24 protein-coding genes are annotated in these 26,392 nt (G+C 68.4%); 17 read left to right on the top strand and 7 right to left on the bottom strand.

What is annotated here, in order from left to right; genetic code table 11:
* Positions 1-80 precede the first annotated feature (80 nt).
* From lolA to DX03_RS09995, 4 genes are all read left to right on the top strand, one after another.
* Positions 81-719 (top strand): outer membrane lipoprotein periplasmic chaperone LolA, encoded by a 639-nt coding sequence (gene lolA / locus DX03_RS10010; RefSeq protein WP_038688379.1) that lies wholly within the window; start codon positions 81-83, stop codon positions 717-719.
* 243 nt (positions 720-962) lie between these two features.
* The gene (locus DX03_RS10005) at positions 963-2,264 is read left to right on the top strand and encodes a replication-associated recombination protein A (protein WP_244880110.1); all 1,302 of its coding nucleotides are present in this window, start codon (positions 963-965) and stop codon (positions 2,262-2,264) included.
* On the top strand, positions 2,264-2,662 hold the full coding sequence (crcB, locus tag DX03_RS10000) for a fluoride efflux transporter CrcB (RefSeq protein WP_038688376.1): 399 nt from the start codon (positions 2,264-2,266) through the stop codon (positions 2,660-2,662). Before DX03_RS10005 ends, crcB begins: the two co-directional genes overlap by 1 nt.
* Positions 2,663-2,750: 88 nt before the next feature.
* Positions 2,751-3,023, top strand: a complete 273-nt coding sequence (locus tag DX03_RS09995) for a hypothetical protein (RefSeq protein WP_038688374.1) — start codon at positions 2,751-2,753, stop codon at positions 3,021-3,023.
* On the opposite strand, the gene DX03_RS09990 is transcribed toward DX03_RS09995, so the two are convergent.
* The 4 genes from DX03_RS09990 to DX03_RS09975 form a co-directional block, all read right to left on the bottom strand.
* Positions 3,016-5,304, bottom strand: a complete 2,289-nt coding sequence (locus tag DX03_RS09990) for an ATP-binding protein (RefSeq protein ID WP_051598825.1) — start codon at positions 5,302-5,304, stop codon at positions 3,016-3,018. The two genes, DX03_RS09995 and DX03_RS09990, sit on opposite strands and share 8 nt — an antisense overlap.
* Entirely contained in the window at positions 5,301-5,927 is a 627-nt protein-coding gene (locus DX03_RS09985; protein WP_038688372.1) for a response regulator, read from the bottom strand. The genes DX03_RS09990 and DX03_RS09985 overlap by 4 nt, the downstream gene beginning before the upstream one ends.
* A 194-nt stretch (positions 5,928-6,121) precedes the next feature.
* The gene (locus tag DX03_RS09980; RefSeq protein WP_081797216.1) at positions 6,122-7,042 is read right to left on the bottom strand and encodes a LysR substrate-binding domain-containing protein; all 921 of its coding nucleotides are present in this window, start codon (positions 7,040-7,042) and stop codon (positions 6,122-6,124) included.
* 31 nt (positions 7,043-7,073) lie between these two features.
* Complete coding sequence (locus DX03_RS09975; protein ID WP_038688370.1) at positions 7,074-8,042, bottom strand: helix-turn-helix transcriptional regulator; 969 nt, start codon at positions 8,040-8,042, stop codon at positions 7,074-7,076.
* 121 nt (positions 8,043-8,163) lie between these two features.
* Between DX03_RS09975 and DX03_RS09970 the strand changes: the two genes are divergently transcribed.
* The 3 genes from DX03_RS09970 to DX03_RS09960 all read left to right on the top strand — a co-directional run bounded on the left by DX03_RS09970 (position 8,164) and on the right by DX03_RS09960 (position 10,838).
* A complete protein-coding gene (locus DX03_RS09970) occupies positions 8,164-8,769 on the top strand; it encodes a glutathione S-transferase family protein (protein WP_038688368.1) in 606 nt (201 codons plus the stop codon).
* 138 nt (positions 8,770-8,907) lie between these two features.
* Complete coding sequence (locus DX03_RS09965; protein ID WP_038688366.1) at positions 8,908-10,356, top strand: amidohydrolase family protein; 1,449 nt, start codon at positions 8,908-8,910, stop codon at positions 10,354-10,356.
* A gap of 119 nt (positions 10,357-10,475) precedes the next feature.
* Positions 10,476-10,838 carry a DUF805 domain-containing protein gene (locus DX03_RS09960; protein WP_244880239.1) on the top strand — a complete coding sequence of 121 codons (363 nt, stop codon included), beginning with the start codon at positions 10,476-10,478 and terminating at the stop codon, positions 10,836-10,838.
* Between the two features lie 117 nt (positions 10,839-10,955).
* On the opposite strand, the gene DX03_RS09955 is transcribed toward DX03_RS09960, so the two are convergent.
* Positions 10,956-11,573: an NAD(P)H-dependent oxidoreductase gene (locus DX03_RS09955; RefSeq protein WP_038688361.1), complete on the bottom strand. Its 618-nt coding sequence runs from the start codon at positions 11,571-11,573 to the stop codon at positions 10,956-10,958.
* 76 nt (positions 11,574-11,649) lie between these two features.
* Between DX03_RS09955 and DX03_RS09950 the strand changes: the two genes are divergently transcribed.
* From DX03_RS09950 to DX03_RS09920, 7 genes are all read left to right on the top strand, one after another.
* A complete protein-coding gene (locus tag DX03_RS09950) occupies positions 11,650-12,258 on the top strand; it encodes a TetR/AcrR family transcriptional regulator (protein ID WP_038688359.1) in 609 nt (202 codons plus the stop codon).
* A gap of 274 nt (positions 12,259-12,532) precedes the next feature.
* A complete protein-coding gene (locus DX03_RS09945; protein WP_038692209.1) occupies positions 12,533-12,721 on the top strand; it encodes a hypothetical protein in 189 nt (62 codons plus the stop codon).
* Between the two features lie 187 nt (positions 12,722-12,908).
* On the top strand, positions 12,909-13,916 hold the full coding sequence (locus DX03_RS09940; protein WP_038688357.1) for an alpha/beta hydrolase: 1,008 nt from the start codon (positions 12,909-12,911) through the stop codon (positions 13,914-13,916).
* Positions 13,917-14,043: 127 nt separating this feature from the next.
* The gene (locus tag DX03_RS09935; protein WP_038692208.1) at positions 14,044-15,420 is read left to right on the top strand and encodes a YncE family protein; all 1,377 of its coding nucleotides are present in this window, start codon (positions 14,044-14,046) and stop codon (positions 15,418-15,420) included.
* Between the two features lie 46 nt (positions 15,421-15,466).
* The gene (locus DX03_RS09930) at positions 15,467-16,513 is read left to right on the top strand and encodes a heme/hemin ABC transporter substrate-binding protein (protein ID WP_038688355.1); all 1,047 of its coding nucleotides are present in this window, start codon (positions 15,467-15,469) and stop codon (positions 16,511-16,513) included.
* A complete protein-coding gene (locus DX03_RS09925) occupies positions 16,510-17,553 on the top strand; it encodes a FecCD family ABC transporter permease (protein WP_038688353.1) in 1,044 nt (347 codons plus the stop codon). Before DX03_RS09930 ends, DX03_RS09925 begins: the two co-directional genes overlap by 4 nt.
* The gene (locus DX03_RS09920; RefSeq protein ID WP_038688351.1) at positions 17,550-18,320 is read left to right on the top strand and encodes a heme ABC transporter ATP-binding protein; all 771 of its coding nucleotides are present in this window, start codon (positions 17,550-17,552) and stop codon (positions 18,318-18,320) included. The genes DX03_RS09925 and DX03_RS09920 overlap by 4 nt, the downstream gene beginning before the upstream one ends.
* 457 nt (positions 18,321-18,777) lie before the next feature.
* Here DX03_RS09920 and DX03_RS09915 read toward each other — a convergent pair whose 3' ends face one another.
* Positions 18,778-20,979 (bottom strand): TonB-dependent siderophore receptor, encoded by a 2,202-nt coding sequence (locus DX03_RS09915; RefSeq protein WP_081797215.1) that lies wholly within the window; start codon positions 20,977-20,979, stop codon positions 18,778-18,780.
* A gap of 259 nt (positions 20,980-21,238) precedes the next feature.
* Between DX03_RS09915 and DX03_RS09910 the strand changes: the two genes are divergently transcribed.
* On the top strand, positions 21,239-21,991 hold the full coding sequence (locus DX03_RS09910) for a hypothetical protein (protein ID WP_038688349.1): 753 nt from the start codon (positions 21,239-21,241) through the stop codon (positions 21,989-21,991).
* 431 nt (positions 21,992-22,422) lie between these two features.
* Positions 22,423-24,465, top strand: coding sequence for an elongation factor G (fusA, locus tag DX03_RS09905; protein WP_038688347.1), 2,043 nt, complete (start codon positions 22,423-22,425; stop codon positions 24,463-24,465).
* A gap of 410 nt (positions 24,466-24,875) precedes the next feature.
* Here fusA and DX03_RS09900 read toward each other — a convergent pair whose 3' ends face one another.
* Positions 24,876-25,304: a GNAT family N-acetyltransferase gene (locus DX03_RS09900; RefSeq protein ID WP_219335254.1), complete on the bottom strand. Its 429-nt coding sequence runs from the start codon at positions 25,302-25,304 to the stop codon at positions 24,876-24,878.
* 158 nt (positions 25,305-25,462) lie between these two features.
* Here DX03_RS09900 and DX03_RS09895 point away from each other — a divergent pair, with 158 nt between their 5' ends.
* Positions 25,463-26,383 carry a M14 family metallopeptidase gene (locus DX03_RS09895; protein WP_038688345.1) on the top strand — a complete coding sequence of 307 codons (921 nt, stop codon included), beginning with the start codon at positions 25,463-25,465 and terminating at the stop codon, positions 26,381-26,383.
* The last annotated feature ends 9 nt before the right edge of the window (positions 26,384-26,392 follow it).

Raw genomic sequence — 26,392 nt, 5'->3', positions numbered from 1 at the left:
CGCATACTATGCCTGATCGCCCATTCAGGTTTGGCTGGGCACACTGCACTCCATCCTTCCCATCTGTTCGGATACCTCGCATGCACACCACTTTCCGTCGCTACCTGGTTGCCGCCACCCTGGTCATGGCCAGTGTGGGCTCAGCGTCTGCCTGGGCCGGTGCCCGTGATGAGCTCAACCGCTTCACCCAGGGCCTGAAGGGCCTGGACGGGCAGTTCAGCCAGCAGGTGTTCGACAGCAAGGGCAAGGTCAAGGAAAACACCAGCGGCCGGGTCGCGCTGTCGGCGCCGCGCCTGTTCCGCTGGGAGTACATCAAGCCGCACGAACAGCTGATCGTGGCCGACGGCAAAAAGGTGTGGGTGTACGAGCCGGACCTGGAGCAGGCCACCGTGCGTGCACAGGGCGCCGAAGAGCAGAACAGCCCGCTGACCGCGCTGATCAACCCGGCGTTGCTGGACAAGCAGTACGACGTCAGTGAAGAGGCGGCGTCCCGCGACGGCCTGCAGTGGCTGGCGCTGAGCCCCAAGCGTGAAACCGACACCGCCTTCCAGTACGCCGCACTGGGCTTCAACGCGCAGGGCCTGGCCCGCATGGAAGTGGTGGACGCCGTTGGCCAGCGCACCGTGATCACCTTCACCGGCTGGAAGCGCAACCCGGGCTTCGCCGCGGGCACCTTCAGCTTCGCGCCGCCCAAGGGCACCGACGTCATCGGCCAGTAGAGCCGGGCTCTGCCCGGCTTGGTGGGCGCGCGCGAAAGGCAGCGACGTAGAGCCGGGCTCTGCCCGGCTGGGCATCCGCACGATCAACGGCAGCCGGGCAGAGCCCGGCTCTACGGGGCTGCGGTCACGGGCATATGCCGATGCGTTGGATCGGCGCACGCCCGGCCACGGTAGAATAGGCGCGTGGCCAGAAATCGAACGACATTCAATGGGCCCGATCTGCTGACCGTGGATCGGGACAACATGCGTCCGCTCGCCGAGCGGATGCGCCCGCAGACGCTGGACGAGATGGTGGGGCAGAAGCGCCTGCTCGCGCCCGGTAGTGCATTGCGCCGCGCGGTCGAGTCCGGGCATGTGCACTCGATGATCCTGTGGGGGCCGCCGGGCTGCGGCAAAACCACCCTGGCGCTGCTGCTGGCGCATTACGCCGATGCCGAATTCCGCGCCATCTCGGCCGTGCTGTCCGGGCTGCCCGACGTGCGTCAGGTGCTGGCCGAAGCGGCGCAGCGGTTCGCCGAGGGGCGTCGCACGGTGCTGTTCGTGGACGAGGTGCACCGCTTCAACAAGGCCCAGCAGGATGCGTTCCTGCCGCATATCGAGCGCGGCACCATCGTGTTCGTCGGCGCCACCACCGAAAACCCGTCGTTCGAACTGAACTCGGCGCTGCTGTCGCGTTGCCGTGTGCATGTGCTTGAAGCGGTGTCGCCGGCCGATATCGTGGAGGCGCTGGAGCGCGCGCTGGACGATGCCGAGCGCGGGCTGGCGGCCGAGCCGGTGCAGGTGGCGGCCGAGTCGCTGCTGGAAATCGCCACCGCCGCCGATGGCGACGTGCGCCGCGCACTGACCCTGCTCGAAATTGCCGCCGAACTGGCCGGCGGTGACGGCGGCAGGATCAGTCCGGAGATGCTGCAGCAGGTGCTGGCCGACCGCACGCGGCGGTTCGACAAGGGCGGCGAGCAGTTCTACGACCAGATCTCGGCGCTGCACAAATCCGTGCGCAGCTCCAACCCCGACGCCGCGCTGTACTGGCTGACGCGGATGCTGGATGGTGGCTGCGACCCGTCCTACCTGGCCAGGCGCCTGACCCGCATGGCGATCGAGGATATCGGCCTGGCCGACCCGCGCGCGCAGTCGATGGCACTGGAAGCTTGGGACATCTACGAACGACTGGGCAGCCCCGAAGGTGAACTGGCCTTCGCCCAGCTGGTCCTGTACCTGGCCAGCACCGCCAAGTCCAACGCCGGCTATGCCGCCTTCAACCAGGCCAAGGCCGACGTCCGCGACAGCGGCACCGAAGAGGTGCCCCTGCACCTGCGCAACGCGCCGACCAAGCTGATGAAGAACCTCGGCTACGGCGCGGCGTACCAGTACGACCACGACGTGGAAGGCGGCATCGCGCTGGACCAGACCGGGTTCCCGGATGCACTGGGTGAGCGCGTGTACTACCAGCCCGTCGCGCGGGGACTGGAAATCAAGCTGAAGGAAAAGCTGGACCGGCTGCGTGCCGCGCGCGAGCAGGCGCGCGCCGACAAGGGCGGGCAGTGATGGACGGCCTTACCCTCTGGTGGCAGCAACTGGGGCTGGTGATGGCCGGGGGAGCGCTGGGCGCTGCGCTGCGCTTCATGATCGGCGACGCCATGCTGCGCCAGTTCGGGCACGGGTTTCCGTGGGGAACATTGACCGCCAACCTGGTCGGCGCGTTCGCCGCCGGCTACCTGATGATGTGGCTGCAGACGCGCGGCAGCCAGGCAGCCTATTGGCGCGCGTTCCTGATCGTGGGGCTGCTGGGCGGGCTCACCACGTTCTCGGCCTTGATGATGGAAACCCTGGTGTTTGCGCGCGGCGGGCGCGGCGCGATGGTGCCGCTGTATCTGGGGGTCACCCTGGTGGGCGGGATGGTGCTGGTGTGGCTGGGTGCGCGCCTTGCCGAAGCGGCGCGCTGAAGGCAAAACGCAGAAAGCCGCGCAAAAGGCTGGATTAAAGTGATGTCTCACGATATCGTGCGCGCCCCCGTTTGCATCTTCGTCCGTCATGCGCGATGAACAAGACCCCGGCACCCTGGAGCTGATGCTGCCGCGCAAGCGCGGCCGTCCGCCCACGTTCGGCTATGCGATGACCGATGCACAGCGCGCGGCACGCTACCGTGCGCGTCGCGCCGGTCAGGCCGATCACGCCGATGTGCGCAGCTGCAGCGACATGGTGCTGCTGGACAAGATCCGCGCGGCGATCAGCAGCAAGGACCCGGAGTTGACCGGGTTTCTGGTGCACGTGCTGTGGCAGCGGTATCCGCTGCAGCTCAAGTAACGCGCGAACGCGGCAGCGCACCGGCGTGTGCACGCAGATGGGCAAGCAGCCGATCAGCGTCGAGCCAGTCGGTGGGCGTTTCCAGTGGCGCCTCGTGCAGGTCCGCAGCGGTATCGGCCAGCGCCTCACGTCCCAGCATGCGCAGCACCCCGGTCAGCCGATGCGCATGCCGGCGCAGGGCGGCGACCTGTCGCTGGTCGCGGGCCTGCTGCAGCGCCAACAATTCCTCCTGCAGTGCGTGCACGTACGGCGCCCACATCGGGTCATTGTTGTCCACGGCCTGGCTGCCGTTTGACCCCGGCGTCACCTCCACATCCAGCACTGCCAGCAGCTGCGCCGGGTCCAGCGGTTTGTACAGCACCGCGTCCATGCCGCTGGCACGGCATCGCTGGACATGCGCGGGTGAGCTGGACCCTGAGAATGCCAGCAGGCGCGCCGGCGGGCCGGGCTGCAGCGCCTCGGCGTCGCGCAGCAGGGTCGCCAGCTGGTAGCCGCTCATGTCCTTCAGGTCGCAGTCGATCAATACCACCATGCTCGGTGCGGCACGCTGCGCGCGCAGGGCGCTTGCAGCATCGGCGCATGTCTGGACGGTGGCACCCAGCGCGCTGAGCTGTCGTGCAACGAACGTCCGGGTCAGCGGGTGGTCTTCGACCAGCAGCAGGGTGCAGCCTGCCAACGGGGCGGCAGGCGCAGCCGGCACCGGAGGCGGGGCCGAGGTGGGAAGACAGACGTCGAATCGACTGCCCTGGCCGGGTGCGCTGTGCAGTGCGATCCGGCCCTGCAGTGCGTTCACCAGGTCCCGACAGATCGACAGCCCCAGCCCTGCGCCGCCGGCGTCGGGCGCGTGGTCCGCATGAGCCTGCGCAAATGGCTTGAACACGCTGGCCTGGCGTTCGGCGGGAATGCCGATGCCGGTGTCGCTGATGGTCAGCTGCAGCTCGGTGCCGCCGGCGCGCCGCTGCACCGACAGGGCGACGTCAATGCGGCCCTGTGCGGTGAACTTCAACGCATTGCCCAGCAGGTTGTTGAGGATCTGGCGGAGTGCGGCGGCATCGATCCACAGCAGAGGCAGCGGATCCGGGTTCAGCGCCAGGTCCAGCTGCAGCCCCTTGGCGTGGACGCTGGGGCGTACGGCGGCGACGCAGTCGTTGGCCAGTTGTTGGACGTCATGCCAGTCCGGCGCCGGCCGGAACTGCCCGGCGGCCATCCGCGAGTAGTCCAGCGCATGGCCCAGCAGGTGGCGCAGGCCGGTACCGGCGGTGCGCGCCGCGTTGACCAGTTGGCGCTGGCCCGGATCCAGGCCGGACTGGCTCAGCAGGTCCACCGACGCCACCAGCGCCTGTGCAGCGTTGCGCACCTCGTGGCTCATCACCCCGATGAAGCGCGCCTGCCGGCGCTCGTTGCGCTGCGCGGACTGCTGGGTGCGCAGCAGCCAGAAGGCGGCCACCAACAGCAGCGACATCAGCGCGCCGGCCGCCAGCACCTGCCACTGGTAGTGCCGGATCAAAATGCCCAGCGGCGGAATGCTGAGGTAGGTGGTGCGGGCCAGGCGCTGCAGCACCTGGGCATGCTGCTGCGGGGTGATCGCCTGCATCGCCGCATCGATCTCGGCGATCATCCCGTCATCGGCGCTGCGCGCCACCAGGTGGATGGTGGCGGGCAGGTCATCCGGGGCGCGATGCAGCAGCAGGGTGTCGAACTCCCGGCGCACCAGCGGCCGCATCAGCACGTCCAGCCCGAGCGCGGCATCGGTCACGCCGGTTTCCACCGCCGACAGGGCATCGGGCAGGTCCGCCACCGCGATCACCTGCAGTTGCGGATAGTGCCGGCTCAGCCAGGTGACATAGCGGCTGCCCCGGACCACCGCGATGCGATGGGGCGCGCCGTCGCCCAGTACCACCTGCGCCCGCTGTGCGTGTCGGCTGGCCAGCAGCGCCTCGCCGCGGTAGTAGGCGGGCGAGGTGGCCAGCGCACACGGCGGGTGCTCGGGCGGCCCGACCATCAGCATCAGGTCGGCGCGGTCTTCGCACAATGCCTGCACGGCTGCCCAGCTGGAGGGCTCCATGTGTTCGTCGAAGCGCAGCCCGGTGTGCGCGGTGACCAGCGCGGCATAGCCGTGCGCCAGACTGGCGTGGCGGGCGGGAATGGCCTCGCGTGAGAGGGTGCGGTACTGCCCCGGGTCAAGCGCCACCCGCACCGTGCGTGGTGCGGCCGCGGCGCTGGCGGGCGCGGGCGCGGCCAACAGCGCGATCACCAGCAGGCAGTGCCAGCGGCCGTTCACAGCGGACCCAGTTGCGGGCGCAGGGTGAACAGGTCGCGATCGCTGCGCAGGCCGAGTTTGCGGAACGCCGCGTGCTTCTGGGTGCTGATGGTCTTGATGCTGCGGTGGCGGTGCAGGGCGATCTCGCTCACGGTCAGGCCGGACAGGCACAGCCGCAACACGTCGCGCTCGCTGCGGGACAGGGTGGCGTCGGGAAGTACCTGGCCGAACTCCGCCGGCACCCTGCGCTGGCCGTTGGCGACCTGGGTGACGGCGTCGGACAGGGCATCCAGGCGCTCGGTCTTGGTCACCATGCCAGCCGCGCCGGCGCGCAGCACCGCCGACAGCAGCACGCGGCTGGCATGTGCGGTGAACAGCAGCAGGCGGACGGCGGGGAAGCGTTCCAGGAGCAATGCCACCAGGTCCTTGCCGGCCAGGTCATCGCTGGCCAGCGTGTAGTCGACTACCGCCACGTCCACCGGCATGCGCCCCAGGGTGGCGATCAGGTCGTTGCTATGTGCGTGGCTGCCGACGACGTCGAAGCGGGGGTCGGAGGAAAGGTGGACGAAGCTGCCGTGCCGGACAACATCGTGGTCGTCGAGCAGGGCGATCTTCAAGGTGCAGGGGGTGGCCTGTCCGCTCATGGGATCTGTTTGCTGTTGGACAAAGGAAAGCACGCGACGGAGAGTGTTTAGGAATTCTCCTCGCTTGGCTGTGCGGCAATACCGCTTCATTGCGCATTTGCGACGATTCCTATGTCCAGTTCGCGAGCGCCGTCACTATCCAGGCGGATCGCCGTCGCCCTGCGGGTGTTCGCCCCGCGCTTCCTGCGGTGTGCTCAGCGACGCTCGCGGTCGAGCAGCCGTGCGAAGCGGGTGGCCAGTTCGGCCACCAGTGGATCGGCGTTGGGCCGATGCAGCAGCGCGATCTCCATGCTTTCAACCGGCGGCAGACCCTGGCGCCGGGTGAGCACGCGATGGTCGGCGGTGGTGGCGCGCGCGGGCAGCAGGCTGATGCCCATGCCATCGGCCACCGCGCCCTGGATGCCGCTGAGGCTGGAGCTGGTGAAGCTGATGCGCCAGCGTCGGCCCATGGCCTCGACGGCGGCGATCAGGTCGTCGCGGTACAGCCCGAGCGGCGGAAAGGTCACCAGCGGGATCGGGTCCAGGCCGATGCAGGGCGCGCGGGCGCTGTCGATCCAGCGCATCGGCTCGGGCCAGCACGCCACCGCCTGCCGGCTGTTGCGGCGTTGTTTGACCAGCACCAGATCCAGTTCGCCATGGTCGTAGCCACTGGCCAGGTCGCGGCTCAGGCCGCTGGTGACCTCCAGCTTCACCTGCGGGTGGCGGCGGTTGAAGCTGGCCAGCAGGCGCGTGGTACGTGCATTGACGAAGTCCTCCGGCACGCCAAGGCGCACGGTGATCGCCACGGTGGCCCCGGCCAGCGCCTCCCGCATCTGCTCATTGAGGGCCAGCATCTGCCGCGCGATACCGAGCAGGGTCTGCCCGGCATCGGTGGGGTGTACTTCGCGGTTGCCGCGGACCAGCAGCGGATGCCCGGCCATGTCTTCCAGGCGGCGGATCTTCTGGCTGATCGTGGACTGGGTGGAATGCAGGCGCGCGGCGGCCGTGGTGAAGCTGCCGCAGTCGGCGACGGTGACAATGGCGCGCAGCAGGTCCAGGTCGAACAGGCTGCGGTGGGGTCTTGCGGGGGAAGCCACGGTGCCATCCACATCTGGCAGGGGGTGGAGTTCTAGCATGCCGTCGTGGGGGCGGCAAACCCGGCGCGGCTCAGCTGCCCGTGCGTGCCAGGCTGCGTGCTACCCGTTGCCCGGCGTCGCGCAGCTTGTCCTGCAGTTCCGGCGGACCCAGCACCTCGAATTCCAGGTCCAGGGCCATCAACCAGTACACGATGGCGCCCGCCGGGTTGGCACTACAGCGCAGCAGGCAGCGGTGCGCGTCGACGTGTTCCAGTTGCCCGGCCGTGTCGGGGATCTGGCGCCGCATGGCCGCCAAGGGCGCGTGCAGGATGATCCGCGCCGGCTCATTGGATTGGGCAAGTGACAGCGACTGGGCCACCCAGGTGCGCAGGTCGCCATCGCCCGGGCCCGCACGCGGGCTGAAGTGCGCGCCGACCACCGGTGCAGCGGTGATGCGGTCGATGCGGAAGGTGCGCCAGTCTTGCCGGGTGGTGCACCAAGCCACCAGATACCAGCGCCGATCGGTATGCACCACGCCGTGCGGTTCCACGCGGCGCTGGCTGGCCTGGTCGTTGCGGTCGGCGTAGGCCAAGTGCAGCTGCAGCTGGTCGCGGCAGGCGCCCGCCAGCACGGCCAGCAGCCCGGCATCCACCACCGGGCCGGACGGCCCCAGCGGCAGGATCGCCGAGCCCAGCGCGTCCAGCCGCCGGCGCAGGCGGGGTGGCATGACCTGTTCCAGTTTGACCAGGGCGGTGATCGCGGTCTGCTCGATGCCGCTGACGGTGCCGGTCACGGCGGTGCGCAGGGCCACGGCCGTGGCCAGGGCTTCGTCGTCGTCCAGCAGGAGTGGGGGCAGGGCGCGCCCGGCCCGGAACGCGTACCCGCCGGCCACGCCGCTGCTGGCCTGGATCGGGTAGCCCAGCTGGCGCAGGCGGTCGATATCGCGGCGCAGCGTGCGCGGATGCACGCCGGTGCGCTCGGCCAAGGCGGTGCCGGCCCAGTGTGGCCGCGATTGCAGCAGGGACAGCAGGCTGAGCAGGCGGGTCGAGGCGGTGAGCATGGCGGCAGTGTGCGCGACGATCGCGGACAGAAGGTGTCCGCAATGGTGGCTAGCCTGTGGGTGTGGTGCAAGGCCCCTGCGGCGGCACCCTCCCTCCCAGTCAAACTACACGGAGTTCCGCATGTCCCTCGTCTTCTATTGGCACCCCATGTCCAGTGCCACCCCGGTTGCCTGCGCCTTGGCCGAACTGGCGGTGCCGCACGAGCGCGTCAAGATCGATATCCGCACCGGCGAGCAGCGCACGGCGGCGTATCTGGCGATCAATCCCAATGGCAAGGTGCCATGCCTGGTTGTCGATGGCACGCCGCTGTTCGAAGGCCTGGCCATCCTGCAATGGCTCGGTGCGCAGCATGGCGTGGCGCAGGGGCTGTGGCCGCAGGACGGCACGCCCGAACGCCTGCAGGCGCTGTCGTGGACCACCTGGGCCTACGTGACCTATGCCGCGTTGTTGAACCGGCTGTGGCTGGCCACCCGCGACGAGGCGTTGCGCAGCCACGAGCAGGCCGCTGCCGCTCTGGCGGGCGTCAACGAGCTGCTGGACCTGTTGGAGGCGCGGCTGGCGGAGCGTCCCTGGATGCTGGGCGAGGCGTACTCGCTGGTCGATCTGGTGGTGGGGTCGGTGGTGGGCTATGGCGTCTACTTCGGGGCCGACGTCGAGGCGCATCCGCAGGTGAAGCAGTGGCTGGGGCGGCTGCAGGCGCGCCCGGCGATGCAGGGCGAGGTCTAAGGGTGCCGGCACTGCCCGGCGCGCATGCTGCCGGGCAGTGCATTTGATTGCTGCATGTTGGCCATGCCGAGATTTAACTGGTGCATGCCGACGCCAGCGCCGTATGGTGGCCCGGTCTTCCCTGATCGTGCCCCGTCCATGAAACCTTCGCTGTGTGCCGTGCTTCCGACCCTGTTGATGCTGGCTGCGCCGGCGTTCTCCGCCGAGCAGGCCGATCTGATCATCCGCCAGGCCACGGTGGTCGACGTGGAGCATGCCAGTACGCAGGCCAATCAGAGCGTGGTGGTGCGCGGCGCTGACATCGTCGCCGTCGGTGCGGACAAGGCGATTGCACGGCAGTGGCGCGCGCCGCGCCAGGTGGATGCCAAGGGCCGGTACCTGATTCCCGGGCTGTGGGACATGCACGTGCATTTCGGCGGCGGCCCGGAGCTGATCGAAGAAAACAAGGCGCTGTTGCCGCTGTATATCGCCCATGGCATCACCACCATCCGGGACGCCTCCGGCGACCTGCCCACGCAGGTACTGCAGTGGCGCGGGCAGATCCATGACGGCAGCCTGATGGGGCCGCAACTGTTCACCTCCGGCGCCAAGATCGAAGGGGTGAAGCCGGTCTGGAAGGGTACGATCGAGGTCGGCAACCAGGCCGATCTGGATGCGGCCTTCGTGCGGTTGAAGGAAGACAAGGTCGACTTCGTCAAGATCACCGACAGCACGTTGACCCCGGACCTGTTCTTGGCAGCGGTGCGCGGTGCGCGTGCCAACGGGCTGCGTGCCTCCGGCCATATTCCGATGGCGCTGACCGTGCAGCAGGCGGTGGACGCCGGTATCAGTTCCATCGAACACCTGGACTATGCCTACAAGGCCGGGGTCAAGAACGAAGCGGCGATCGCGGCGGCCTTCGCGGACAAGCGCATCGATCGCGCCGAAGCCAACCGGCAGCTGGACGCCGGCTTCGACCGGGACACGGCGATGGCGGCCTACCGTGGGTTCGCGGCCAAGGGCGTGTACGTCACGCCCACGCTCAACGGCGGGCGCATCCTGGATTTCCTCGACCAGGATGACCATGCCAACGATCCGTACCTGGCCTATATCGGCCCCAAGCTGCAGGCGACCTATGCCTGGCGCGTCGAGCGTGCCGCCAAGGCGACGCCGGTGCAGATCGAGGCGCGCCATCGCGAGTACCACCAGGTGGCCGCGGTGCTGCCGATGCTGCAGCAGGCCGGGGTCACGATCATGGCCGGCACCGATGCCGGCTTCCTCAACTCGTTCAACTATCCCGGCATCGGCCTGCACGACGAACTGAGCCTGTTCGTCAAGGAAGGTCTGACCCCTGCGCAGGCGCTGTCGGCGGCAACGCGGGCAGGGCCGTCGTGGTTCGGGATGCTGGATCGCTATGGCGGCATCGCGGTGGGCAAGGCCGCCGACATGGTGCTGCTGGACGCGAACCCGCTGCAGGACATCAACGCCACCCGTCGCATCGACACCGTACTGCTGCGTGGCCAGGTGTACGACCGCAAGGCACTGGATGGGTTGCTGGAACAGACCCGGGCCAAGGTGGCGGCGTGGCAGGCTGAAGGCGAGGGTTGAGCGCGGCGTGCTGCTGAGTGCGGCATTGCAAGTTATTGCATGGAGGTGCGCCGGCGTTGGCTTCAAGATGTCGCCGTCCCCTGTGTTCACCCCGAGGATCCATGCTCCCCGTGCGCCACATGCTGCTGGCCTTCCATCGCTACGCCGAATTTGCCGGGCGCTCCAGTCGCCGAGAGTACTGGATGTTCCAGTTGCTGCTCGCGCTGTGCTTTCTGGTTCTGCACGGTATGGTGATGCTGGCGCGTGCGATGGCGAACGCGACGGTGGTGGCGGTGGTCGAGCTTCTGGTGGGGCTGTTGATCATCGGGACGCTGGTGCCGTATCTCTCGGTGACGGTGCGGCGACTGCACGATTTCGATCGTTCGGGCTGGTACGTGATGGTGACGTTGATCCCGATCCTGGGGCCGTTGATGTTGTTTTTGTCCGTGCTGGCGCGAGGCGATGCACAACCGAATCGTTTTGGGGACGTGCCAAAGGAGTGAGCGCCGCCGGGACGCATTGGCAGGGCGACGTCACCATCATCTTCGGTAGTAGTTAGCCCTGAGCGCGGGCGACGCTACTGACGGGCAGGCCAGTGCGCTCGCCGCGTTAACGAGGGCTTACGGCGCGGGTGAGGCGGCCGTGCGTGCCCGGTTCACGGCGATAGACCTGCCCAGCGTGGGAGCGGCCGTCAGCGCGCCATCGGCGCCGGTGGTGTCCACTTCCAGCAGCAACGTGGACGACACCACCGGTGCGCCGCAGTAGTCGAAGATGCCGGTGTCGATCTGGGTCTTCATGGCGGTCTCGTAGCCGCGCTTGGTCCAGGTGCGCTGGTCCGCACCGCCCAGGCCGACCAGATGCACCTGCAGGCGTGACAGCTTCTTCTCCACGCGGCCGCTGCTGTCGTCGTAGGCCCAGCCGTTGGAAAAGACCCGATCGATCCAGCCCTTGAGCTGGGCGGGCATGGCCCACCAGTACACCGGAAACACCAGCACCAGCGTGTCGGCACGGTCCAGCCGGGCCTGCTCGGCCAGCACGTCGTCCGGGAACGGCTGCCGCCGCTGGTGGCCATCCAGGTCGGCCTGGGTGAAGCGCGGGTCGAAGCCTTCGCTGGCCAGGTCGGCCATTTCGACGGTCGCGGTGGGGTGGGCGCTGGTGATCCCGTTGCGGATGCGAGCGGCCACGGCGTGGGTGAGGGAATCCGGGTTGGGGTGCGACGTGACGATCAGGGTGTGCATGGGGGAATCCAGGTGACGGGGGAGGGTGTATACTTTTGGTAAGTTACGTCCAGTAAGTTACGATTGGTATATAGCCATGCCAAGCCGCCTGCCTGAACCTCCGGATGCCGCGCCCCGTCGCCGGCTGAGCCGCGCCGACCGCCAGCAGCAACTGCTGACCGAGGCGTGGCGATTGGTGCGCGAGGAGGGCACCGATGCCCTGACACTGGGGCGGCTGGCCGAGCGGTCCGGCGTGACCAAGCCGGTGGTGTACGACCATTTCGGCACCCGCGCCGGATTGCTGGCCGCCCTGTACCGCGATTTCGACCAGCGCCAGGACGTGGTGCTGCAGACGGCACTGGCCGCCGCCGGCCCCACCCTGCAGGAAAAAGCCGACGTGATTGCGCAGGCCTACGTGGCGTGCGTGCAGACCCAGGGGCGCGAAATTCCCGGTGTGGTGGCGGCGCTGGCCGGCTCGCCGGAGCTGGCGCGCGTCAAACGCGAGTACGAGACGGTGTTCATCGAGCAGTGCCGCGCGCTGCTGGCGCCGTTCGCGCGTAACCAGTCGCTGCCGTCGGTAGGGCTGTGGGGAATGCTGGGTGCGGCGGAAGGGTTGTCGTATGCCGCGGTGAACGGTGACATCACTGCGGCGCAGGCGCAGCGTGAGTTGGCCGAGACGATTGTGTCGATGGTGACGCGCGCCTGAGCGCAGGTCGCGACACGGCGTGGCAGCGTCCGTTGCTTATGAAGAATGCAAGTCTGCATATGCTACGAGGCGCAGTCGCGACCCCGAAAACGCGCGCGTAGTTCCCTGTCTGCTGTGTCACTGCGATGTCAGTCGCAGGCGGCGTCATGAATTGTTTAGTGATATGCGGGCGGCGTCTACGCGCGGCGGTCAACTTCGCACGCGCTGCTAACCCGTGCACGCCTACGGTGCAGTCACCGGCATCATTTCGTTGCCGAACACCGGAGATGCACAGATGGGTACCAATCAGAACCCGCAGCAGAACCAACAGAATCAGCAGGACAAGAACCAGCCGGGCCAGCAGGGCCAGCAACAGCAGCAGCGCGATCCGCAGCGCCAGGGCCAGCAGCAACAGCAGGACCAGGATCAGGACCAGAAGCGCGAGCGCGCCGGTCAGCAGGGCGGGCAGGACGAAGAAGAATAAGTCGGCTGCCGGTTGAACACTGTGCAGGGGCCCGGCCGGTTGGTCGGGCCTTTGCTTGTGTGGCATCCGGCGCGCGGATACACGCTGTTACAGTGATCTATGTGATAAGCATTCGCATTTAGGATACACTGCGTTGTCTCCATGTGAAGAGGGCGGCGTGGCTCCGTGCTGCCGCCCACCAGTGCCCATGACGTTGTCCTTTGCAGCCCGCCGCCGTGTATATGCCTTGCTGCCTGTAGCCGGTCTGATGCTGAGCCTGGCCTGCACCCTGCCCAGCGCATCGGCACAGCAGCGCAATCCACAGCAGCGCGTGAGCAACACCATCTTCGAACAGAAGGCCGAGAGTTATCGCTTCGAGCGCTTCCGTCTGGACAGTCCGGACGGACAGCGCCGCTGGCAGGTCAACGTGGGTATTCCGTTGCGCGGCGGCAAGGCGCCCGCGCCGGTGCTGTACATGCTCGACGGCAACGCCGCCGCCATGGTGATGGACCAGCCGCTGCTTGCCGAGCTGGCCGCGCGCAAGGCCGCGCCGGTGCTGGTGTTCATCGGTTACGACAACGACCTGCGCATCGATTCGCCCGCGCGCACCACCGACTACACCGCCTGGATCGACCGCGCCGACGATGAAGGTGGGCAGCCGACCGTGTTAGGCGGCGGTGCGTTTGCATTCCAGGACCTGATCGAACGGCGGATCAAACCGGAAGTGGAGAAGCGCGCCACCATCGACCGCCAGCAGCAGGCGCTGTGGGGCCACTCGCTGGGCGGCCTGTTCGTGCTGAGTACGCTCTACACCCGGCCGGCGGCGTTCCAGTACTACCTGGCCGCCAGCCCCTCGTTGTGGTGGAGCCAGGGTGCGCCGCTGGGTGACATGGAGCGCCAGTTCCTGGAAAACCAGCATGGCCAGCCCGCCACGGTGTGGGTGATGCTCGGGGGCGCCGAGCGCGTCGGTGATCGCGGCAAGCGCGACATGAGCAACCCGCGCGTGGTAGCGCATCTGCGCCGCATCGGCGGCGCTACGCCGGACGCGGCCATGCAGTTGTCCCAACGCCTGTCCAAGGTGCCGGGGCTGGACGTGCATTACCGCGAATTCGATGGACTGGGCCACGGCCCGATGTTGTCGGCGTCGTTGCAGGCTGCCTTGAGCGCGCTGTATGGCGTGGGCGACCGCAGCCGGGAAGCGCCCGAGCAGCCCTGAGACCCCCATTCTCTGCACGGCCTGGCCGTGCACCCCCGCTACCCAGGCTTTCCGTGCGCCTCTGCACCGGCCCAGGCAACCAATGAACCGCCGCGCGCTGCGCGGTACCCCGTGCAAGGAGCCTGTCATGTCATTCCGTTCTTCCCTCCGTCTCACCACCCTGGCCGCCGGCCTGCTGCTGGCTGTCGTCGGCAACGCGCAGCCCGTGTTCGACCAGCCCGCCAGCGTGTTCAAGGGCGAAGTTGTCTCCCGCGGTGAGAACGTCGTGCCGGGCAGCACGGCTGACGTGATCGGTCGCGGCTTCGTGCCGGGCCAGCAGGTCAGCCTGCTGCGTGGCGATACCGTGCTCAACGGGCAGCCGCTGACCGTGGATGCCGAAGGCAACTTCAAGACCCAGCTGCAGATTCCCGCCGATGCGGTGCCGGGTACCCACCCGGTGGTGGTGCGCGCGAGCAAGCCGGCCGCCGCGGCCGTGCTCAAGCTGCGTGTGTCGCCGCAGCTGCCGCTGTCCGGGCAGGACCAGTTCACCACCCAGTCCAACAAGCTGGTGCAGGGCTTGTATCAGTCGGCCTACAGCGCGGCCAGCAACGCGGTCTTCGTGACTTCGGCGGTGGGCCGCCCGCCGGTGACCCAGTCGCAGCTGCTGAAGGTGGACCCGAAGACGCTCAAGGTGGTCAAGGCGATCACCCCGGCCCAGGTGCCCGACGCCAAGGGCGGCAGCGTGTTTGCCGTGTACGGCGTGGGCGTGGACGATGCCAACGGCACCGTGTGGGTGACCAACACCCGCCAGGACAGCATTGCGGTCTACCGCCAGTCCAATCTGTCGCTGGTGCACCAGTTCCCGGTCGGCACGGTGCCGCATGCGCGCGACGTGGTGGTGGATGCCAAGCACGGCAAGGTGTTCGCGTCGGCAACCGGTGAGGACCATCTGTCGGTGTTCGATGCCAAGACCTTCAAGGCGCTGGAGCCGATCACCCTGGCGTCGGGCGTGGACGATGAGAAGTTCGTTCCGATGAGCCTGGTGCTGGACGAAGCCAGCGGCAAGCTGTTCACCGTCAGCATCGGCACGCCCGAAGCGGCGGTGATCGACGTGGCCAGCGGCAAGGTCGACAAGGTGATCGACCTGGGCAACTCGATCAGCGCCTCCGGCGTGGCTTATGACGCGCAGCAGAACCGGCTGTACGTGGCCTCCCAGGGCACCGACAACCTGCTGATCGTGGATGTCGCCAGCGGCAAGGTGCTGCACGACGTCGCGGTGGGTGCCGGCGCGCTGAACGTTGCCTTCGATCCGAAGGCCGGCCTGGCCTACGTGACCAACCGCGGTGCCGGCACCGTGACCGTGGTGGACCGCAGTGGCAAGGTGGTCGGCAACCTGGACGGCGGTACCTTCCCCAACCACGTGCGTGCCGACGGCAAGGGCAACGTGTTCGCGGTGAACAAGTCGCGCGGCACCGACGATGCCAAGGGCGACCGCATCACCCGCATCGCGCTGCGCCAGCGTTGAGTCAACGGGCAGGGCGGTCATCGGCCGCCCTGTCGAAGGAGTCATGATGAAATCCAGTACGTCCCTGCGGCTGTTGCCGCTCGCCATGGCCGTGGCACTGGCCGCCTGCAGTGGCCCGGCCACCCCGCCTGCCGCCGATGCGCCCGCGGCAACCACCGCGTCGGCCACTGACACGCCAGCCGACGGCGCATTGCCCGCCGGCTGGACGCGGCTTGATGGCGGCGCGCTGCCGAGCCTGGTGGGCCAGGCTGCCGTGCTGCCGGCCAAGGTGCGGTCCGATGACGGGGCCGAGGTGGAGGTGGACGACACCAGCCGGATCATCGTCGGCGGCGACGACGTAATTGCGGTGATCGATGCGCTGGGCCTGGGCAAGCAGGTGTTTGCCGCGCCGAAGAACACCACCACCGCGTCCGGTCGCGCCGCGCCGCACCAGTTCCTGTTCAACCGCACCACCGGTGTGGAGGGCGTGCTCAGCCTGCAGGGTTCGCTGTTCCTGGGCAACAGCCTGCGCCGCCATACCGATCTGGCGCAGAAGCTGCGCGCGGTGGGCGAGCCGGCGGTGGTGGTGGACGACCTGCAGCCGGCACCGGACAAGGTCCGCAAGATCGCTGCCGCGCTGGGCCTGGCCGATGCCGGTCAGACGCTGGCCACCCAGGTGCAGCAGCAGCTGGACGAAGCGGCGGCGATCGGCACCGCCAGTGGGCGCAAACCGCGCGTGATCCACGTGTCGGCCACCGGTGCCGGTGGCGCGCCGACCGTGGCCGGTACCGACAGTGCATCGGCCAAGCTGATCGCGCTGGCCGGTGGGCTCAACATCGGCACCGAAGCAGGCGTAGCCAACTACTCGGCGCTGAGCAATGAAGGCGTGGTGGCCGCGGCACCGGAGGTGATCCTGGTCACCGAGCACGACCTGGCCCTGTTCGGCGGCGCCGACGGCCTGTGGAAGGCCTACCCGACCCTGAAGCAGACCCCGGCCGGACAGGCCAACCGGGTCTGGGTGATGCCCGACGTACAGCTCAAGTACGCCAGCGTCGGTTCGGGCGTGGGCGCACTGGCGTTGGCCAAGGCGCTGGCGGCGCTGCCCAAGGCATGAGTCCGGCCGATCGGCGCCGCCGACGCGGGCGCGGCATGTTGGTGTTGGCCGCCGTGGTGCTGGTGCTGGCGGTGCTGGCCTCGTTCGCGGTGGGGCCCTTGCGGCTGCCACCGCTGGAGGTGCTGCAGGCACTCGGGGTGAAGCTGGGGCTGGTGGACCCGCAGGCCGTGAGCAGCCGTGACCTGGCCGTGGTCTGGCAGCTGCGCATCCCGCGCGCGCTGCTGGGGGCGATGGTCGGCGCTGCGCTGGCGATGGCCGGTGCCAGTCTGCAGGGATTGTTCGGCAATCCGCTGGCCGACCCGGGCATCGTGGGCGTCAGCCAGGGGGCGGCGCTGGGTGCGGTGGCGGCCATCGTGCTGGGCGCGGCCGGTGCGGCCGGCTGGATCGTGCCGGTGGCCGCGTTTGTCGGCGGCGCCGTGGCGATCAGCCTGACCTACCTGCTGGCGCGGCCAGGCAAGGGCAGCGGCAACGCGACGCTGTTGCTGGTGGGCATCGCGATGGCGGCGTTCTGCTCGGCGCTGATCGGTTTCCTGACCTACATCGCCAGCGAAAGCGAGTTGCAGTCGCTGGTGTTCTGGCAGATGGGCTCGCTGGCGCGGGCCAGCTGGAGCGACGTGGTGGCGGTGGTGCCGTTGTTCGCCATCGGCGTGATCGCGCTGCAGCGTCTGTCCACGCCGCTGGACATGCTGGCGCTGGGCGAGCGCCAGGCCCAGCACCTGGGCCTGGACGTGGCCCGTACGCGGCGTCGCCTGGTGGCCTTCAGTGCGCTGCTGGTGGGGGCCGCTGTGGCGTTTGCCGGTTCGGTGGCGTTCGTGGGTCTGGTGGTGCCGCACGTGGCGCGCATGCTGGTTGGCCCGGGCCACCGCTGGTTGCTGCCGGTGTCGGGCGTGCTGGGCGCGCTGTTGATCGTGGTGGCCGATACGGCCGCACGCACACTGGACCCGCCGGCGGAGATTCCGCTGGGCCTGTTCTCGGCCGCGCTGGGCGCGCCGTTCTTCCTGTGGCTGGTGCTGCAACAGCGTCGCAAGGACACCCCATGAGCGCACTGTTGCGCCTGCGCGGGGTGATCGTGCGCCGCCAGCAGCGCGAGATCCTGCATGGGATCGCGCTGGATTTCGTGCCCGGCACGGTGACGGCGCTGGTCGGGCCGAACGGTGCGGGCAAGTCGACCCTGCTGGCGGTGGCCGCAGGCGACCTGCAGGCCGATGCGGGCGAGGTGCTGCTGCAGGGCAGGCCGCTGGCCGACTACAAGGCCGGGCCGCTGGCGCGCGAGCGCGCGGTGATGCCGCAGGAACATGGGGTGCGGTTCGCCTTCAGCGTGGAGGAAGTAGTGGCGATGGGGCGGTTGCCGCATCCGCCGGATCCGGTGGTGGATGATGCGCAGGTGGAAGCCGCCATCGACGCCGCCGAGCTGCAGGCGCTGCGCCTGCGCGAGGTACAGCAGCTGTCCGGCGGCGAATCGGCCCGCACCACGTTTGCCCGGGTGCTGGCCCAGCAGACCGCCTTGCTGCTGCTGGATGAGCCGACCGCGGCGCTGGATCTGCGCCACCAGGAGCGCACCCTGCGCAGCGTGCGCGCGCTGGCCGACGCCGGCGCCTGCGTGATCGTGGTGCTGCACGACCTGAATCTTGCGGCGGGCTACGCCGACCGCATCGTGCTGCTGGAACAGGGCAGGGTGGCGGCCGACGGCACGCCCGCGGAAGTGCTTACCGAAGCCCATCTGGGCCGCGTGTACCAGCAACCGGTGATCGTCTTGCAGCACCCGCAACGCGGCGTGCCGCTGGTGGTGGTGGCCGACGCGGACTGACGCGCGGCGATCTGTGGCGGCGCCCTCCGATCGGAGGGTGCCGACGTTCACCTGTCCGGGGTGTGCCGACCGTGCGTCTGATCGGTAGGTGCCGACCGTTGGTCGGTACGAAAGACCGCGCACCGGTAGTGCCGGCCGCTGGCCGGCTCCAGGCAATCTTGGATCACGAGCAGCCGACCAACGGTCGGCTCTACCGTGTGTTACGAGCCCATCGTCGCAGTGTCCGTCGCCGTGCGGCCATTGCCGAAGGTGCCGAACGTTGGTCGGCACGAAAGACCGCGCACCGGTAGTGCCGGCCGCTGGCCGGCTCCAGGCAATCCCGGATCACGAGCAGCCGACCAACGGTCGGCTCTACCGACGGCGCGATTCCCTGCAGCCGACCAACGGTCGGCTCTACCGGGGGCGCGATTCCTGCAGCCGACCAACGGTCGGCTCTACCGTGCGTTACCGGGCCCCGTTACCACCCCAACGTCGCAGTCGCCGTCACCGTGCGGCCGCTGCCGTAGTAGCACGACGACACGCCGGTGCAGGTGGACACGAAGCGCTTGTCGGCGAGGTTGCTGGCATTGAGCGCGAGCCGCACCGTGGTGCTGCCGATCTGGCCCACGTCGTAGCGGATCGCCGCGTCGAACAACGTGTATGACGGAATGCGGTACAGGTTGGCGCTGTCGCCGTAACTCACCCCGTTGTAGCGCGCCCCCGCTGCGAGGCTCAGACCCTGCAGTGCGCCGCCCTGGAAGGTGTAGTCGGCCCAGAACGAGGCGCTGTAGTCGGGCACCATCGCCAGCTCCTTGCCCTTGTACGGTGCCGAACGGGTCATCTCCGAATCCATCCGCGACGCCGCGCCGATCAGGCTGAAGCCCTCGAACGGGGTGATCCGGCCTTCCAGTTCGATGCCGCGCACGCGGCCTTCGTCGCCCTGGATCGAGCAGGTGGCGGTGCCGGTGGCGCCGCAGGTGCGGTGGCTGGCGATCGGATCGTCGACGATCATGTTCTGCTGGCGCAGGTCATACACTGCCAGCGTTACCAGTCCATCCACGCTGGCCGGCTGGTACTTCAGGCCGGCCTCCCACTGCGAACCGGTGATCGGCTCGAAGGTGGCCTGGGTGAAGCTGTCCAGCGGCGACTTGGTCGAGGGCTGGAACGACTCGGCATAGCTCACATACGGGGTCAGGCCGTTCTCGAACACATACAGCACGCCGGCGCGACCGGTGAACGCTTCGCTCTTGATCACGTTGCGCCCGCCGGGCGTGGAAATGCCGGTGCTGATGTTGCGGTTGGCGCTGCTGCTGTCGTCCTTGGTCCAGTCGTAGCGGCCGCCCAGGGTCAGGCGCCAGTTGCCCAGCGCCAACTGGTCCTGCAGGTACACGCCGCTCTGCCGGTTGACGCCGGCGGTGGGCGTTTCGGTGCTCACCGTGGGCATGTAGTTGGAATACACCGGGCTGAAGATGTCGATCGGGCGCGGGCTGCTCATCGCGCTGCGCACGCCTTCCCAGTCGGCACGCTGCCAGTCCCAGCCCAGCAGCACCGTGTGGTCGACCGCACCGGTGGTGAAGCGGGCCTGCAGGCGGGTGTCGAAGGTGTCGCCATCCGAGTTGCCGGTACCCATCACGCCGCGACGGTTCTGGGTGCGGCCATCGGCGTTGAGCGCGCCGAAGGTCACCACGCCGCGGTACAGCGAATCCACGTGGGTGCGGCGCGCGCTCTGGGTGAGCGTGAGGTGGTCGTTGAACTGGTGCTCGAACAGCCAGCCGGCGGTCCACACGGTGCGGTTGAAGGTGTTCCAGCCGGGTTCGCCGATGAAGGTGCTGTTCTTCATGTGGCCGTAGGCGGTGGGGTTGAGCGTGCCGGCGGCGGGCAGGAACTGGTAGGTGGAGCCGCCGTCGTCCTTCTGGTACATGCCCAGCAGGGTCAGACGGGTGCGTTCGGCGATCTGCCAGGTGTAGCTGGGCGCCAGGAACCAGTGCTTCTGTTCGGTGTGCTGGATCTGGGTGTCGCCATCGCGGTACAGCCCGACCAGTCGCACCAGATGGGCGTTGTCCGGGCTGCCGGTGCCCACGTCGAAGGCGGTGTTGTACTGGCCGTTGGCGTCCACGCCCAGGCGCAGTTGCTGCTGCTGGTCGGGGGTAGGGGTCTTGCTGACCTGGTTGACCATGCCGCCGGGCGCCACCTGGCCGTACATCACGGCCGACGGTCCCTTGAGCACTTCCACGCGGTCCAGGTTCCAGCTGTCGAACATGCTGCGGTTCCACTGGCTGCCCTGCGGTGCGCGCATGCCGTCCAGGGTGACGTTGTTGGCCCAGCTGCCGGCATCGAAGCCGCGGATGCGGAAGTCGTCCACGCGGTTGTCGATGCCGCTGCTTTCCAGACTGACGCCGGCCACGTAGCGCATCGCATCGTTGAGCGACTGCACGCCGCGTGCGTCCAGCTCCGCACGCTCGATCACCGACACCGACTGCGGCGTTTCAGCGATGCTGGTGCTTGTCTTGGTGGCGCCGCTGGTGCTGTTGGCGGTGCGGTAGGCGTTGACCTGGACCGCATCCAGCGCGGTGGCCTGCTGCGCGGTTGCGTCGTAGGCCAGTGTGGTGGCGGCCAGCGTGCAGGCCAGGGACAACAGGGTGCGGCGCAGCCTGAAGGGGAGGGGAGAAGAAGAATGCATGGCGCGGCTCGGGACGGATGGGGGCGACTGCCTGGCCGGCGGCGATCCGCAACGCTGTGGACGTCGATTCCATGCCAGGCAACGGGAATCTGCACGCCATTTTAACTGGTTGGCGTATTGATGCAATTGAAACCCATTCGCATATCGGCCGTTGCGACATCCGGTCGCAGCGGGCCACCGGGCCGACCCGCCCACGTATCATGCGCGACCCTGTTCGACGTCGATGTCCATCGGCGCGCTTCCGCAAAGGACTGATCGCATGACCCACACCCCCACACGCATCGCACTCGCCGCTGCGCTCCTTGCGCTCTCCGGCGCCGCCACGGCCGCCACATTGAGCACCGTGTCGGTGAACAAGGCCGCCTCGGACGCGGCCAGCATCGATGTGCAGCACCTGCCAGGCAAGGGCGCGGAGATCTCGCGCATGCAGACGCAGCATTTCGCCGACGGCGACCAGCTGACCACCTGGGCTGACGGTGGGGTGATGATGCTGTGCCGCAAGGTGGGCTACATCAAGGTGCCCGCCGACAAGCCGGAGGTGGCCACGCTGCCGCCGGAACAGCGGCAGATGCTGGTGTACGCGGCCATGATGGGCAGCGTGGGCGGGGTGGTGCAGGTGATGCAATGGACCGGTGAGAGCGTGGAGGTGGCCGACGACGGCAGCGAAACCACGCGCAGCGCCGAATCCAAATGGGCCTATGGCGTGGAGCGCGCCGAGGTGACCACCCAGCGCATGCCCGACGGTGCGTTGCGGGTGCGGGCGCGCAAGACTGCCACGGAAGAATCCACGCCGCGTTCCGGACCTGACGCCAGTTTCAGCACCGATGCCGACCGTGACGCGCGGATGGCCGAGCTGCCGGCCGTGGGCAGCTGGATGGAGGTGCTGATCGGTACGCAGCCGAAGGCGGCCCGCATCGATCCGGCGTTCTCCCTCACCGGTTGGGTGTCCTCGGGCGAAGGGCACGCCGCAACGGTGGGCGAGGCCCGGGCGGCGGCGGGCTGCAAGGACTGAGGCCCCCGGCGTCATTGTTCTGTTGATGGTCGATCCATCGCTGGATGGATGGCAGTGTTCTGCCGGTGTGGCGTAAAAGCCCTTGCCGCCCGCCTGCACAGGTCTACAATGGCGCCATTCCTTCCGGGACACCCCGATGCGTTCGCAACCGCTCCTGACGTTTTTTACCCAGACCCGCGCAAGCGTGGAACGGGCGCGTCTGCCCTGCGGCTCATCCGGCGGCTGATCGATACCCGATCCCCCTGAACGACCCAGACAGAGCGCCCCACCGGGCGCTCTTTTCGTTTCCGCGTTTCACTTCCTTCCCCGCTCCAGAACACCGCAAAGGAGAACGTGCCATGCACCAGATCGCCGAGCCCCAAACCTGGCCGCACGCCCGTTAGCCAACGGCGGCGTGCGGCTCCCCGATGTTGGCGACACGAGCATTGACCATGAACACTCATACCCACCTTCTTTCCCACTGGCGCAACCTGGGCATCATTGCCCACATCGACGCCGGCAAGACCACGCTCACCGAACGGCTGCTGTGGAAAACCGGCGAGATCCGTCGCGTCGGCGAAGTGCATGACGGCGCGGCCACCACCGACTTCTCGGCGATCGAGCGCGAACGTGGCATCACCATCGGTGCAGCGGCCGTGCAGGCGCACTGGGCGCCCCGCGGTGGCGACGACCATCGCCTGACCCTGATCGACACCCCCGGGCACATCGATTTCGCGATCGAAGTGGAGCGTTCGCTGCGCGTGCTGGACGGCGCGGTGGCGGTGTTCTCCGCGGTCGATGGCGTGCAGCCGCAATCCGAAACGGTCTGGCACCAGGCGCGCCGGCACGGCGTGCCGCTGATCGCCTATGTCAACAAGATGGACCGCGTGGGCGCCTCGTTCGAGCGCGTGCTGGGCCAGTTGCAGGACAAGCTGCAGGCACGGCCCTGGGCGCTCGGCTGGCCGTTGGGCGAAGAAAGCCAGTTCCACGGCTGGGTCGATTTCGTCGGCCGCCAGATCGTGGAGTGGGACGACGCTGGCAACCCGACCCGCCAGGACTGGAACGCGGACCAGCAGGCGCACTGGCAGCCCCATCGCCTGCGCCTGATCGAAGCCGTGGCCGACCATGACGAGGTGCTGGCCGATGCGTGGCTGGCCGGTACAGCGGTCGACGACGCACAGCTGCGCGCTGCGCTGCGCCGGGCCACCCTGGCCGGTGCGGGCGTGCCGGTGCTGGCCGGTGCTGCGTTCAAGAGCAAGGGCATCGACACGTTGCTGGATGCGATCGTGGATTTCCTGCCCTCGCCGCTGGACCGCCCTGCGGTCGTGGCCACCCGTGGCGACGACGAGGTGCTGTTGCCGCCGGACCCGAAGGGACCGCTGGCGGGCCTGCTGTTCAAGATCACCCACCAGAGCCATGCCGCGTTGAGCTTCGTGCGGCTGTACTCGGGCACGTTGAAGGTGGGCGACCAGGTGGCCAGTTCGCAGCACGCACAGGGCCGGCGCATCAGCCGGCTGGTGCGGGTGCAGGCCGACCACACCCACGACATCACCGAGGCGGTCGCCGGTGAGATCGTGGCGGTGATCGGCTGGAAGGATGCGGTGAGCGGTGAAACGCTCAGTGCGCCGTCCGCGCCCCTGCTGCTGGACACCATCCATGCCCAGCACGCGGTGCTGGCCTGGCGGTTGAACGCCGACAAGGCGTCCGACCTGATCCGGATGAGCCAGGCGCTGTCGAGCCTGGCCCAGGAAGATCCCTCGTTCCGCGTCGCGACCGATGCGGTGACCGGGGAGACCCTGATCTGGGGCATGGGCGAGCTGCACCTGGAGGTGATGGTCGAACGCCTGCGCAGCGAGTGGAATGTGCCGGTGCGGGTGGGTGAGCCACGCGTGGCGTACCAGGAAACGCCGGCGCGCGCGGTGCAGGGCGTGGAAGGCAAGGTGGCCAAGCAGACCGGCGGCCAGGGCCAGTTCGCCCGGGTGCTGATCGAGGTGGCGCCCACCGGCGACGATGCGGTGCGCTTTGTCGACCGTACCGTGGGCGGGGTGATCCCGAAGGCGTTCGTGGCGGCGGTGGAGAAGGGCGTGCGTGCGGCGCTGGAAGAGGGGCCGCGGGGGCATCCGGTGGTCGGGATCGAGGTGACCCTGACCGACGGCCAGACCCATGCCAAGGACTCGTCGGAAATGGCGTTCCACCGCGCCGGCAGCGAGGCGGTCAAGGCGGCGCTGGCTACGACAGGTACGCGCCTGCTGGAGCCGGTGATGGAGGTGGCGATTCATGCACCGTCGGGCAACGTGGGCGATGTGGTGGGCGACCTGAATCGCCGGCAAGGGCGGGTGGCGTCGATCGAAGACCAGGGTGCGCAGGTGGAAGTGCTGGGCTATGCGCCGCTGGCGCGGCTGGCCGGTTACACCACGGCGTTGCGCTCGCTCACCCAGGGGCGTGCGTCCAGCGACATGCGCTTCAACGGCTACGAGGAAGTGCAGGCCGCATGACACGCCGGTAGGCACTGACACACGCCGGTAGGCACCGACACACGTCGGTAGGCACCGACCGTTGGTCGGTGCATGCGGGGGCCGGGCAACCGCCCCCCTTTTTTTGGTTCTTCGCCGATCTGCGGGGCGAGCAGAAGCATGCCTTGACGCTTTCGAAGCGCGGTCGTCGACGGGTCGGGCGCTGGGCCCCCATGCCCTTTCCGGCGAATGTCCCCCGGCGTCGGCCTGCGGCCGCCACCTCCTCCTTTATTTCGCCTCCAAGGGCATGGGGGCCCAGCGCCCGACCCGCCGACCACCGTCAAAAAAGCGCGGCGTCATTGCCTACCCTGCAGCCAGGCCGTGGTGGGCGGCGGCCACGGAAAAAGCCAGACGCATCAACACAACGTTGCCGTGGCACTTGAGGGCCAACATCAGCCGCCGCTCACCCGGCAGAAGAACACCCATTCGGGATCCCCTTCATCCAGGTTGTCGATGTACCCGCTGCGCTGGAACCCGGCCTGCAGCAGCAGCGCGTGCATTGCGGTGTTGGAGCGGTTGGCCGAGGTGAACAGTTTGGGGCGCGCGCACTGCGCGCGGAGGTGCTCGACCAGCTGGAGGGCCAGGCCCTGGCGCCGATACCCGGGCCCGACCATCAGCATCTCGATGAATCCGCAGTTGAAGAACTGGTGGTGCAGGACGCCGTAGGCCGCTGCGCGCCCGTCCACGAGAAGCACGTGGCAGGTGCCGGCCTGCACCCATGCCTGGATCTGGGCGGCACGCTCGGGCGCGTGTTGGGCCACGCTGTCGAGGCCTACCAGGGCCTCGATGTGGTGGGGTGCCGCAGGGCAGATCTCGATCACGCGTTACCGTCCTTCCTGATTGCCGGGTGCAAAAGGGTACCTTGCCCATTCTGGCCTGCGCGGACCCCGCCGGGACCGGCCAGGCCTTCTGCATTTACACTACCCGGCTGGGCCACGCGTTTTCGCGCGGGCCTGTTTCCCGACTTCTGGAGCCTCCGATGACCCTTGCGCACTTTTACCCGATCGGCACCCCCGGACAGCCCTGGGGCGACGCCGAGCGCGCGCAATGGCGGGCCCGCCAGCAGCGCCAGCGCAGTTATCACGAAGACGTGGTGGCCGCGCTCAAGCGCCTGGGCGAGCGGTTCGAGGTGGTCCAGTATGGCCAGCTCGACTATGCCCCGGACCACTACCCGCTGTTTGCGGTGGTGAACCAGGCGTGGGACCCGGCGCTGCCGAGCGCGCTGGTGACCGGTGGCGTGCACGGCTATGAAACCAGTGGCGTGCACGGCGCGCTGCAGTTCCTGGACCAGCACGCCGACGCCTACGCCGGGCGCATCAACCTGATCGTGGCCCCGTGCGTCAGCCCGTGGGGCTATGAGCGCATCCAGCGCTGGAACCCCGATGCGATCGATCCCAACCGCAGCTTCCGTGACGGCGGCCAGATCGAAGAGGCGGCCGCGCTGATGCGCTGGGTGGGCACCCGTGCAGACGGCCTGCTGGTGCATCTGGACCTGCATGAAACCACCAACAGCGACCTGGAAGAGTTTGATCCGGCCCGCTGCGCGCGTGACGGCAAGGACCTGGTGCCGGACATCATTCCCGATGGCTTCTACGTGATCGGCAACAGCGAGGACCCGCAGCCGGCGTTCCAGCAGGCGCTGGTGGCCGCGGTGGAGAAGGTCACGCATATCGCACCGGCCGATGCCAAGGGCGAGCTGATCGGCATGCCGTTGCAGTCCAACGGGGTGGTGTGGGGCGAATCCCGTTCGATCGGTGCCTGCGCCGGCTTCACCAACGCACGCTATGCCACCACCACCGAGGTGTATCCGGACAGCCCGCGCACCAATCCGCAGGAATGCAACGATGCGCAGGTGGCGGCCGTGTGCGCCGGCCTGGACTTCGCGCTGGCCCAGCGCTGATCACCGCCG

The organism is Stenotrophomonas rhizophila (assembly GCF_000661955.1).
GTDB lineage: Bacteria > Pseudomonadota > Gammaproteobacteria > Xanthomonadales > Xanthomonadaceae > Stenotrophomonas > Stenotrophomonas rhizophila.
Note: the sequence above shows the minus strand (reverse complement) of the source record. Positions and strands in the feature narration are given on the sequence as shown.